The organism is Candidatus Ozemobacteraceae bacterium (genome assembly GCA_035373905.1).
In the GTDB taxonomy this organism is placed as follows: Bacteria; Muiribacteriota; Ozemobacteria; order Ozemobacterales; family Ozemobacteraceae; genus MWAR01.
The window spans coordinates 1-11681 of the sequence record DAOSOK010000025.1 but is presented as its reverse complement, the minus strand read 5'-3'; the positions used below and the strand labels follow the sequence as shown (position 1 = coordinate 11681).

Here is an 11681-nt window from a genome sequence, read left to right as displayed (position 1 = left end):
ATTTCATGCTTCGAGCATCATCCCGGAAACTCCTGGCGCCGTTCACAAGTATCGTGCATGCTATAATATCATTTGCCCTCGTCTACGCCCTGGCGTCAGGCGTCACGACGCAGCTTGCCGCAGAGGATCTCGCGACTCCCCGGAAAGGTCTGGTTCAGAACGTTCCCCTCGCCACGCCGTGGAACGGATGTCTGCTGGTCCGCGACGGGCCGAACACGAACTCGACGATTCTCGGCCACGTCATCAACGGAACCTTCGTCCAGGTCGAGGCCACCGAAGGGGCATGGTACAAGATATCTTCACCGATGACCGGGTATGTCTACGGCACCTACGTCAGGTTCGTCGATCCGGAAACCCCCTCGACAGGCCAGGGGAATCCGACGATCGCGGTTCCCCTCGAAGAACTCGTCCTCAAGGCGGAACCATGGACGCGCGTGAAAATGCTCGAAGAAAGGCGCCGGCTTCTTGAACAGAACGACACGGCCTCATCCTCCGGGATGCCGTCCGGCCGCTGATCCAAGCGGCAATCGTGCCGGCTCGATCCTCCTGATCGCGGCCGGAACGCTCATCTGCCTGTTCATTTTCGCTCTCGGCTATTCCCGCTTTCTCAGCAAACAGAGCGCCATGGCCGACAAAATGATCAAGCGTCAGAAACTCGGTGAACTGGCCTCGGCCATCGCGACCCTGGCTGCCCACAAGCTCCAGTTCATGTCCCAGATCCTTCCGTCTGCCGCGGCCATGCCTTCCCGGCCGTCTCAGAGCCCGGCCCTGATGGGACTGTTCGAGTATCTCGCCAGGCCCCTGCACGAGTTCGATTCCCTGCACGAGTTCGACCTGCCGCTCGACGAGGACGATACGGCGCATTTCAGCATGATGCTCGGCAGCCTCATGACGGCGGCTGGCTACTCGGAAGCCGACAAGCCGGTCGAGAAGATCAGGGTCATCGTCTGCAACAGCGATTTCCAGGCCACGGGGCCCGCGCGTGACTCGTATACCCGCGAAAAAGCCGGCAACATCAGGATCAGCATCAATCTGAAAATGGTGAACGGCGAGCATGTCGTTTCCTCCGTCGATTTTGACTACGCATGCCCTGTCAGGATCTGCACGGTTCACGCCCCCGTTCTTTCGAAGTTCAACCTGTATGTCGAGGATGCCACGCTCTCTCCGGGCGATACCGAAACCGACTACAACCAGGTCGGCGTCAACCGCATGGGAAATCACGATGAGTCGGGCGTGAAACCCGTCCCGCTCGTTCTGAACAATGACGACAGGAAGAATCTTCCCATGAAGCGCGAACTTCGAAACTTCGTCGAGGACGCGCGCGGCCTCGTGTATCTCGGCGGAACCGGCAGGATATTCCTGAACCTTGCCCGCTCCGACGTCAACGCGCCCAACGCGAACTCGGGCGAAGGATTCCAGTTTTTCCGCGTTCCCCTCACCGGCGACGGATTTTACACACCGTATCCGGAAGGCCGCACCGCCGATGGCAAGAAGGTTTTCATCTCGCTCATGGACCAGGGCGTCTCTGACGATCCCGATCCGCGCAGCCGGTCGTTTCTCGCCCCCATCGTTGCGGGCCAGCCCGGGAAAGCCCTCGTCGAGACGGGAAGGATGGAGCTTGCCTCGATCTTCCGCCTGTTCGGCGTTCAGCGCCGTCCCTCGCCCACCCTCGTCCTGGGAAACGTCTACGCCCGGTTTCTCTCCCTCTCGATGCTCTCGGTCGAAGCGGACGGCACGTTCGTTCCCCAGATTCTACAGAACCTCACGTTCAAAGCTCCTCTCGAGCCCCCGCCCTACTATGCAGATCTCATCGCCCAGCCCGCGTATGCGCCGCTCAGGGAAGGGTTCGCTCTCGACGGATCGTATGAATCCTATTCGAAATATATACAACAGTATTCGCCTCGCATCCGACATCGCCCTTACAACCAGGCTCTCGGGTACATCGACAAGCCGAACGACCCGGACGCTCCGCAGATATTCGACGACGCCGATCCGATCAGCATCTACGCGAAACCCGGGAACAACCCCACATCCGGCGTTCCCGCCTTCCACAAGGCCCCCGGCGTCTTCGCGGCCATCTATCCCGACGTCGCCGACCTGAAGGACCTGTCTGATCTCCTGAGCCCGGCGGTCAGCCTTTCGCGCATCTCCTACCGGTTCGAAAACGCGGGCGACACCGACGCCGCGGCGTTCCTGAAGAAGCAAAACCTCCTGTTCAACGACGCGCTCGCCGTGAACGGATGGGTGACGTTCGCCTCGGACATCCGGATCGACCGGCCTCTCACCTACAAATCCGGCGCGGGACTGATCGTCGAGCACGGCGATATCGTCATTTCCGCGAAGATTACCCCGCACCTCGAAAAGGAAAACTGCCTGCTCTATCTGATCGCCCGCGACGGGAACGTCATCTTCGACTGCAATCCCGGCGATACCGTCCAGGCATCCGTCATCGCCGACTCCGAGAAGCCAGGCAAGGGCCGGGTCCTCTTCCGGCGCCCCCCGAAATCGATCAGGGGGGCCCTGGCCATGAAAAAACTCGTGTCCAGCCGCGACGAGGCCGCCGGGTTCAAGGGGACGGAACTCACGTATTTCTCCCCCCTCGCCGCCCTGCCTGCCGGAAACGACAAACGCTCCGGCGACGAAGGTCTGCTCAGTTACTGTTTCGACCAGTATCCACAGGAGCTGAAATGAAGAGAAACGCGGGCCAACGATTGGGGTTCTCATTCACCGAGCTGATGGTGGCGGCTTTCGTGCTGGCCGTCGGCCTCCTTCCGATCCTCTGGCTTTTCTCCCGAACGAACGTGGGCACCATGAAAACCCGAGACGATGCCATGGCATGGCAGTATGCGTCTGAACTCGTCGATTACGCGATGGCCCGCGGATTCGAAGGCCTCGAGGAAACCGGCGACGACGGACTAAACTATCCGTCGATCGACATCGGCGGCGTGCAGACCTCCATCGACTCGACCAGATTCTCCCGGAAACTGATCGTCAAACCGATAGAAACTGGCAATTCGGAGTGGCCCTGCCGGTATCGCTCCGTCACCGCTGTCGTGACATGGACGGCCGAAACGCGACCGAGAAGTCTGAAACTGACGGGACTCGTATATGCACCGAAATAATACGATGCGACATACATCGCGCGGCCTCACGCTCGTCGAGACAGTCGCCTCTGTCGCCATTTCGGCCCTATTGATCCTCGTCATAAGCCGGATGACGGTCGGTGCGATGCATTCGTTCCGTTCCGGCACCGGTCACTTGACGAACCTGCTCGCAGCCGACATCGTGATGGGCCAGCTCCTCGAAGACCTCGGGCAGGCGAAGACAATCCTCTCGACCGACGAGGACCTGGCGAAGGGCGAATTGATTCTCGAACGGTTGACATGGGACGAGAGCGGCGCAACCGCCGGAATAGATACGATATACTATAGAATGACCGACAACCGGCTGGGCGTCTCGAGAACCGCCGGCGGGCGCGAGCACGTTCTCTTTCCCGACCGGACGATCTCGCTCGAGTTCAGGCGACTGACCGTCCCTCCCCGCAACACCGTCGTCATGCTGACGGGCCTCGAGGTCGGCACGCCCCCCAACAACAGGGAAGAACAGGGCTTCAGGCGCTTCGTCTACCTCCAGAGCCTTCCGGAAAACCGCGCCGCCGTCAGTGCCTATCTCCCGATCACCCATTAGCCAGCACGACAACAGACGATTTCACATTCCCGTTCCCGCTGAGCCCGTCGAAGCACGAACGTTCTCGCCCTTGAACAGGCGCAGGGCGAACGGCAGGGATTCCGCAGGCTTCAGGAAGCCGTCGCGACGGCGGTTCCCCGTTTCAGGACGATCATGGTCAGGTCGTCGTCCAGTTCGCTTCCCCCGATGGCGGTCACGTCCTCGAGAATCCGGGCGCGCATGGCGGCCGGTTCGAGCGCGACATGTCTCTCGCAGATGGCCGCGAAGCCTTTCGTTCCGAGCGGCTTTCCCGTTCTGTCATGCAGCTCGATCAGGATATCGGTGAACAGGACCAGGCAATCGCCGGGCTCGAGCATGATCGTCGTCCGGGGAAACTCCTTCCGATCCTGGCTGAACCCGAGGGGCGGGCAGCCGATTTTCGGAAACGCCTCGAGTCGCCCGCCGCGGAAAAGGAGCGGAAGGGGATGAGCCGCGGCGGCGCACTCGATTGTCCCGTCGCGCGTATCGAGCATCGCCGCGAAGAACGTCATGCATTTTTTGCGCTGGAACTGGCTATAGAGCATGTCGTTCAGGCACGCGAGCATGTCGCTCAGTTCCAGTTGCTCTTTCCGCGCGTATTCCGAGACGATCGTCTTCGTCATCGCCGTCACGAGCGCCGAACTGACGCCGTGGCCGGTGACGTCGCCGATCACCATCAGCCATTTGTCCGGCCCGACCGGGAGAATATCGCAGAAATCTCCTCCGAGATCGGCAGCGGGAATGTTGATCAGATCGGCTGCATATCCCTTGATCTCCGGCGCTTTCTCCGGAATCATCAGCGCCTGGATGTCCTTGGCGTAGATCACGTCGGCCAGCGTTTCGCTGGTGGCATTGAACCGCGCCGAGAGTTTTCCGAGCTCATCGTTCTGGAGGATCTCGAGCCGGTGCGAGGTGTCGCGACGGCGCAGGGCCTGGACGCCGCCCATCAGGTTGGCGACGGGCCTGATGAGCGTGTGCGAGAACAGCATGCCGATCAGAACCGCGATGATCACCGCGAGAATGACGCCCCAGAACAGATCCGACCTGATGGCCGCGATCTGACGGTCGATTTCGCCAACCGGGTACAGGCTCTGCAGAACGCTCTCGGGAAGCTTCTTCCCCGGGGTGCCGACGGCCAGCCATTCGTCGTTCTGCCAGCGGATGGCGGCATTCAGCGGCGCGTTCGCGAGAATGACGCGATCGACGAACTGCTTGATCGTCGCGTCTTCCGGCGGCTTCTCCTGGAGAAACGTCTTGAAGGGAATCGACCAGGCCAGCATGCGAAGTGCGCCGTGACCGCTCGAAATGCGCTTGTCGAGAGATTCGAGGAGATATGATCTGACCGCATACTTCATGTGCAGATCCACGACGAGGTAGGCGGGTTTGATATCCGTCTCTTGAAAGACGTCCCAGTAATACAGAATGTCCTGGCCGGCGAAACTGGCCCTGTGCAGTTCGTTGGGGCTTTCGAACACCCTGCCCCAGCCGCCGAGCGGGCTTTCGAAAAACTCCTGGATCAGCACTTCGGATGCGTTGAGTCTCTGGGGCGCCATCATCGCAAGCCGATGGCCGAGGAACCGGGTGATGCCGAGCCGGGCGATCGCCTTGCAGATGATGGAAAGCTTGTTCGACTTGTCCGACTGGGTGGTCAGCAGAACGTTGGCGTTCATATCGCGCACTTCGATCCACGTCATCTGCTTGTTCCGCTCCAGGTCGCGAAATTTCTTGTACAACGATCCGGGATCCGCCTGGAGTTCCGGCATATTCCGATACGATCTGAACCGTTGAAGCAGCCTGGATTTTTCCTTTTCGAAGCCGTTTTCGACGTCGTTGATGCTCGCCTGGCAGGCGATGTATGCCTCCTGAACCAGGAGTTCCCTGAACTCCGCCACGTATTTCCAGCCGAAGAACAAAAGCCCGGAGATAGGCAGAATAACGGCATACAGGAGGAGGCCGATAAGCTTGTACCGGACGGAAACGATGCGAAACCGGTTTCCAAAGTCGGTTTCCTTGACAACCAAGACGAGAAGGAGGCCCAGGAAGAGCACGAACGCATTCAATGCCGCTTTCGCCTGGTGTGAATCCAGGCGGCCGGCCACGTCTCCCGGTGCCGGGAGTGCGTCTGGAAGGCCGACCGCCGCAGCCTTCTGGTCGGCCAGCTTCTGCGCGATGACGGCGTTGCCGAAAACCCACGCCGTCGCAGTCGGGATGACGAGCAGAAGCAGAATGCCGGCCAGGCGGCTCAGCAGAGAGCCTTTCGGACGCGAGGCGGGAGACGCGATGTCAGCAGTCATCGCTCCTCCTTTCCGGAACGGCGTGGTCGCGCCTGACCACCAGTATGGTCATATCATCCTGCTGGGCACCGCCGGCCAGAAACTGCCGAAACACGCTTTCCATGCGAGCGATCACCTTCTCCGGCCCGAGCCCCGCGAGTTTCGACAACTCCAGATACATGGCTTCGTGGCCGAACTGGTTGCCTTTCGGGTCATGGCACTCGGGGAGTCCGTCGGTGTAGGCGAACAGGAAATCGCCCGGCTCGAGAACGGCCGTCTGAACCTGCTCTTTCTTGACGGATTCGCGCACGCCGAGCGGCAGGCCGATGATCTTGAACTCCTCGAGTCTGCCGTCGCGACGCACGATGACGGGCCAGTTGTGGCCGGCGTTGATCATTTCAAGAGTGCCGGTGGCGGTGTCGAGCAGCACGAACAGCATCGTCATCATCTTCTTGCGCCGCAGAATCCGCAGCAGCAGCGAGGAAATGGTTTTCGGAATCTCGGAAAACGCGAGCCCTTCGCGGCCGGCCTTGAAAACGGCCGCCTTAGCCATCGCCATGCACAGCGCCGCCGAGGTGCCGTGGCCGCTGACGTCGCCGATCAGGAACAGGAACCGGTCGGGGCCGATCCGGACGTAATCGCAGTAATCGCCGCCGAGGTCGGTGGCGGCGAGATTGAAGACGCCCATGCCGTATCCGGGGATGTCCTGCTTTTGCTGTGGGAAAAGCGACTCCTGGATGGTTTTGGCGAGGTTCATCTCCTTGAGATCCTCGACCATCCGGTTGAACGAAACGCCCAGTTCGCCGAACTCGTCGCCGGCTTCGATCGATACCGCGGCATCCGAGCGATGCTGCTGGAGCCTCTGCATTCCCCGGTCCAACTCTAGGACAGGCACGAGAAATGCCTGCGTCAGAAGCCGGGCAATCGCGATCGCCACGGCGAAAATGGCGAGCATGCCGAGAGCAAGCGAGAGATGCATGGCCCGGATCCTGTCGCCGATGAGCCGTTCGTCGGTCAGGACGATCATGCTGAACGGTGAAAGAACCGTGCCGGGAAATGCCAGCGCGTGATATCGACGGTTCTTCCCGGCAATCGTCTGCATACGCGGCTTTCCTTCGAGAATCGCCGCCCGCATCGCGGCATCGACGTCGGCCAGTCTCGTGATGGTCGGATTCAGCCATTGCCGACGGTTCTCATCGTAGGCGCCGAGAATACCGAGGTCGGGATCGGCCCTTCGCACTACCCGTTGCAGAAACCTGGCGCGCGCGAGGTTTTTCGCCTGAAAGATGTTCAGCATGGCGGCCGGGTGGCCGGGAACGTCGATCGGGGACCAATACCAGAACATCTCGTTCAGGCCGACTTTATACGAATGAACGGTGTCGGGCGCCCTGGTGATTCTTTCAAACCCGAAGCCTTCCGTTTCGAACGCATCCGACAGAAAGTTGTCGAGTGGCCGCTTCAGCGGGATTCCTTCACGCTTTTGCCGGTCCGAGAGCGTCTTGTTGATCTGATGCCTGCTGTAGGCATCCTGTGTTTTCTCGAGACCGGCGAACCAGCCCCCCGTATCACGTATGAACAGCGGCTCGCCATCGAGCGCCCGCAGTTCGATTCTGACCGCTTCTCCCGCCTCCATCAGACTCGCGCAATGCGCCGCGAACGATTCCGGCGACCAGGATTCGATGCTTTTTCCGAGCAGCGCCCGGCAATTCTCGGCGAATACTTTCGACTCGCTTCTGAAATCATCCTCGATCGCCGAAAGCCGGACGACCTGGTCTTTTTTCAAGCGCGTAAGCAGGACGCGCTCGTGCGCGTCGATCGCGATGACGCCCACCAGCAGAAGGCAGACGGTCGGAAAGGCGATCGCGACCAGGAGGATGGCGAGAAGCTTGTTGCCGATTTTCAGGTATATCCGCTTCAGATCGAACTCGGGCCGGAACAGGAACATCAGCAGAAGCCCCATGACGAGCGTCATGAGCAGGTTCAGCATGCCGTGCCCGACCCCCTTGCCGGCATCGCCGAGAGGGAACGACGCGAGGAAGACCCCGGAGACCGTCGTCAGGTGGCTCCAGATACGGCCGTTCTCGACGAGCGTCTCGACGGAACTCTTTTCCATGCTGTCGCGGACGATGGAGAACCTCGCCTCGGACCCCGAAATGAAAAGAGGCTTGTTCGAATCATGGCTCCAGTAGGCCAGTTTCAAATCTCCCGGGCCCATCGGACCGGTTCTTCCGCGAAGCCGCGCGAGAATCTGGTGGGTTTTCAGAATCGGAAACGCGACGATCGCGATGCCGGCCTTGCTTCGCGGCGTGAATCGGCGCCAGTAGAAATAGCCGCTCGTTCCCGATTTTTTCAGGCTGATCGGCTGTCCCTCGCTCTTCTTCATGCCGCCGGCGTTTGCTTCTGAGCCGAGGAGCGTCTGGATCTTTTTCTGCAATCGTTGCTCGTCGCCTTCGCGGTATGCAGCCGTTTCCGCGAGGATGTCCCATATTTTGCCCACGATATATCGGTTGGGCGGAGCGTATCGGGGAATCGGAAGATACTCCCCGTTCCCATCGAACCGGAAGACCGAGACGTCTCCACCGCAAAGCCTGCGCACGCTTTCGATATTCGCGGAGAGCGACGAATCATCGTTCCCGGAGCTGGCGCGCATGGTCGAAAACAGGCGGTTGAAAACCGTGAAATAGAAACTCTCGTCCGAACTGGCGTCGGCGATCCGGATCAGCCGCTCCCGCAGCCGGTTCCCGAGTCGGTCGACCCGCGAGGATGCCCCATGTTCGAGAAGCTTCCCGACGGCGATATACCCCGAGACCGCCGGGAGAAATCCGAAGATGAAGATCACCAGCAGTTTTGATAAAAACGTTCTCATCCGCCCGTTCGGTCGAAACTCGTTTTTCTCAGAGTAGAGAACTCCGCACAACTTGTCAAAGGACCGCATCAGTTTTCCAACAACCGAATCACAGATATCCAGAAACCCTTCCCCACGAAGACGATCGCCATGCTTCCGTAGGGGCGGTTCGCGAACCGCCCCTACACCAGCCCCGTATGTCATTCCCGCCCTGTTCGATGTTTGACTTTCACATCCACCCCAGCATATAGTCGAAGGATGACAGAGAACGCATTTTCTTTCGTAATATCTGGTGATATATATATCGTTCGCCCGGCCGGGTACCTCAACGGCGAGACCTGCGAGAGGCTCAGGCTGTTTCTCCTGGAAGCCGTCGATCGTGGCTCCCGAAAGGTGCTGATCGATCTCGCCGGGGTGACGGTCATCAACAGTCCCGGCATCACGAAACTGCTCGAGGTCGCCGAAGACCTGTCCGCGACCCACAAGGCCGCCCTCGGCTTCGTCGGCGTGTCAGACCTGTATCGCGACGTCTTCCAGGTCACCGGCCTCTCCGGCCTGTCGACGATCTTCGACTCCGAAACTCAGGCCGCGGAAGAACTCTGACCCGAGAACCGCCCTTTCATTGCGTACGGCTTTTTCACGCGCGGTTGCGCATGCGTAGATACTGATATATACTCATCCGGATGAGAGGAATGTGACGGCTGTCATGAGTTCAACGGTTCGAACGGCGTTTCTTGCGGTCGCACTGGCGGTTCTCCCGCTCGCTCCCGGCATGCCCGCCTTTGGCGCAACCGCTTCCGCAACCCAGTTCACCGGCGTGGTGCCGATGACGGACGAACAATTCCTGGCCATCCAGGAGGTCCGGATGGTGCGGAAGTTCACGACGCTGTCGGGAAAGCCCGACGTGAACCTGCCGCCGGCCGTCGACCTCTCGCCCGACTTTCCTCCGGTCGGCAAGCAGTTCGACAACACATGCCCCGGCTGGGCGGTGGCTTACGCGGTGAAGAGCTACCACGAGAAACTCGAACACGGCTGGAACTACGGGCCGAATCACATCTTCAGCCCGACGTTCATCACGAATCTGTTATACAAGAGCCCTGACGAGAACGGGTTCCGCGACCACAACGCCCTCTTCCTCTCGATCGACGTCGGTTGCGTTCCCCTCTCGCTCTTTCCGTATATTCCCGATGACGAGACGGTGCCGTCCGAAGACCTGCGCACATTCGCGCGCGCCTTCCGCAACCTCACCTTCCGGCGCCTGCCGTACGGCGATATTCCGACGCTCAAGGCGATCCTCGCCGGCGGCGACCCCGTCGTCTGCACGATGGATATATATTCTGAGTTCTATAAACTGAACAAAAAGAATCCGATCCTGAAGAAGATCACCGACACGACGATCGATTCGGTCCACTACCTCGTCATCGTCGGGTATGATGACAAACGCCACGCCCTCAAGCTGTACAACTCCTGGGGCACGGAATGGGGCGATAACGGCACGGCGTGGCTCGATTATGATCTCTACGGGAAGATCGTCACCCACCCTGTCGTCTTGTACGACCGCCCGACGCCGCAGGACGTTGTGAACTACCTCGCCGACCCGCACAAAAAGCCGGAAACGCCTCTGCCATCCTTCGAGATGCCCGAGATCGTCCTTCGTCGGGCCCTGCGTGCCGACGACAACCCGGAGGCGCTCCAGAAGTCGCTCAAGGACTACTCGTCCTACGTTCCGCCTGCCGACCCGTCGCCGCCGGAGTGGAAAGCCGCGCCGGCCGACGAGCCCCTGCTGATCGTTCCCGAGGAAGCCGGCATCCTGGTCGGGGAAAATTGGCTCCGGCTTGGCGACCCGCTCGCGCGGGCAGAGAGTTTCTTCTCGACGTCCGTCTCGCCGAAGTTCGCCGAGTACCAGAAATACGGCGACGACGCGCTCGTCACCCAGTCGTTCATGGATGCGACCGCCGTCGGACGCATCGATCTTTTCGGCGCGAAACGAACCCGGGTCATGACGAGCCGCGGCGTCGGCATCGGCACGCCGAAATCCCGCGTCAGGCAGGTCTACCGCAAGCCGGACATGACCGTGAACGACGGCCGGTCTGAAACGTATTTCTACCGTTCAGCCGCGAAGGACTGGGGCGGGGTCAAGGCCGTGACGAGCATCGGCCTCGAGTTCAGATACGGCGCTGACAAGAATGTGGAAGGCGTTTCCGTCTTCACCGCCTTTGTGCCGGCGTATACGAACACTGCACTGAAACCGATCTCCGACGCCGAGGTCACGAAATCGAAAAGTCCGACGAAGGGCGACCGGGTCGAGTCGAGGGAGGGCGGCTTCGCGTTTACCGTTCCCGAGTGCTTCTCGCGGGCCGACAAGGTCGTCTGGCCGGGAATCGGCGTTGGGTATTTCATCAAGGGCCACGTCATGCGCGACAGCTGGATGGTTACGGTGAAAGCCTTCGACGTGCCCGGAGCCGATCGCGAACGCCTGCTCGCCGAGCGCATCCCGGCCGATATGAAGGTCTACGCCATGCTCGGCCTGGGCGCCCCGAAACCCGTGACGATGGGTGGAACGGAATGGTTCGTCGTCGAGGACGCAGCCGGCGTCTTCACCAACTACTACGCCGTCACCCCCAACCGCTACTACCAGGTCAACATCGCCACCGACCAGCCCGCCCGCGACGAACCCTGGGTGAAAGAATTCTTCGAATCCATCACTTTCACAAAATAGATGTTCTGCAGGGCGGGTTTCAAACCCGCCCCTACGCACACCCGGTTCAAACCCTCACCTGCAAACGCAGGTTCGAGTTTGGTTCAGCAATTCTCACTTTGAGTACCCAAGCGGTTTTCCGTCGGACATTTGACTGATT

Annotated in this window: 8 protein-coding genes; 6 read left to right on the top strand and 2 right to left on the bottom strand. The window is 60.3% G+C overall.

Features of this window, described 5'->3' with window-relative positions:
• Positions 1-5: 5 nt before the first annotated feature.
• Genes PLU72_13015 through PLU72_13000 form a run of 4 tightly spaced genes read left to right on the top strand, consistent with a single transcriptional unit; the run spans position 6 to position 3687 of the window.
• Entirely contained in the window at positions 6-515 is a 510-nt protein-coding gene (locus PLU72_13015; protein ID HOT29098.1) for an SH3 domain-containing protein, read from the top strand.
• Complete coding sequence (locus PLU72_13010; protein ID HOT29097.1) at positions 466-2691, top strand: hypothetical protein; 2226 nt, start codon at positions 466-468, stop codon at positions 2689-2691. Before PLU72_13015 ends, PLU72_13010 begins: the two co-directional genes overlap by 50 nt.
• On the top strand, positions 2688-3122 hold the full coding sequence (locus PLU72_13005; protein HOT29096.1) for a hypothetical protein: 435 nt from the start codon (positions 2688-2690) through the stop codon (positions 3120-3122). Before PLU72_13010 ends, PLU72_13005 begins: the two co-directional genes overlap by 4 nt.
• Before the next feature lie 4 nt (positions 3123-3126).
• A complete protein-coding gene (locus PLU72_13000; GenBank protein HOT29095.1) occupies positions 3127-3687 on the top strand; it encodes a hypothetical protein in 561 nt (186 codons plus the stop codon).
• A gap of 110 nt (positions 3688-3797) precedes the next feature.
• On the opposite strand, the gene PLU72_12995 is transcribed toward PLU72_13000, so the two are convergent.
• Together PLU72_12995 and PLU72_12990 are read right to left on the bottom strand one after the other, a co-directional pair.
• Entirely contained in the window at positions 3798-5999 is a 2202-nt protein-coding gene (locus PLU72_12995) for a SpoIIE family protein phosphatase (protein ID HOT29094.1), read from the bottom strand.
• Complete coding sequence (locus PLU72_12990) at positions 5989-8844, bottom strand: SpoIIE family protein phosphatase (protein HOT29093.1); 2856 nt, start codon at positions 8842-8844, stop codon at positions 5989-5991. Before PLU72_12990 ends, PLU72_12995 begins: the two co-directional genes overlap by 11 nt.
• Before the next feature lie 237 nt (positions 8845-9081).
• Between PLU72_12990 and PLU72_12985 the strand changes: the two genes are divergently transcribed.
• Positions 9082-9426, top strand: a complete 345-nt coding sequence (locus tag PLU72_12985) for an STAS domain-containing protein (GenBank protein HOT29092.1) — start codon at positions 9082-9084, stop codon at positions 9424-9426.
• A 103-nt stretch (positions 9427-9529) separates the two neighbouring features.
• Positions 9530-11542 carry a C1 family peptidase gene (locus tag PLU72_12980; protein HOT29091.1) on the top strand — a complete coding sequence of 671 codons (2013 nt, stop codon included), beginning with the start codon at positions 9530-9532 and terminating at the stop codon, positions 11540-11542.
• Positions 11543-11681 lie beyond the last annotated feature (139 nt).

Excerpts from the sequence above, each read along its gene's own strand:
- PLU72_13000 (HOT29095.1), top strand. The coding sequence starts at position 3,127 with ATGCGACATACATCGCGCGGCCTCACGCTCGTCGAGACAGTCGCCTCT.
- PLU72_12985 (HOT29092.1), top strand. The coding sequence starts at position 9,082 with ATGACAGAGAACGCATTTTCTTTCGTAATATCTGGTGATATATATATC.
- PLU72_12990 (HOT29093.1), bottom strand. The coding sequence starts at position 8,844 with ATGAGAACGTTTTTATCAAAACTGCTGGTGATCTTCATCTTCGGATTT.
- PLU72_12995 (HOT29094.1), bottom strand. The coding sequence starts at position 5,999 with ATGACTGCTGACATCGCGTCTCCCGCCTCGCGTCCGAAAGGCTCTCTG.
- PLU72_12980 (HOT29091.1), top strand. The coding sequence starts at position 9,530 with ATGAGTTCAACGGTTCGAACGGCGTTTCTTGCGGTCGCACTGGCGGTT.
- PLU72_13015 (HOT29098.1), top strand. The coding sequence starts at position 6 with ATGCTTCGAGCATCATCCCGGAAACTCCTGGCGCCGTTCACAAGTATC.
- PLU72_13005 (HOT29096.1), top strand. The coding sequence starts at position 2,688 with ATGAAGAGAAACGCGGGCCAACGATTGGGGTTCTCATTCACCGAGCTG.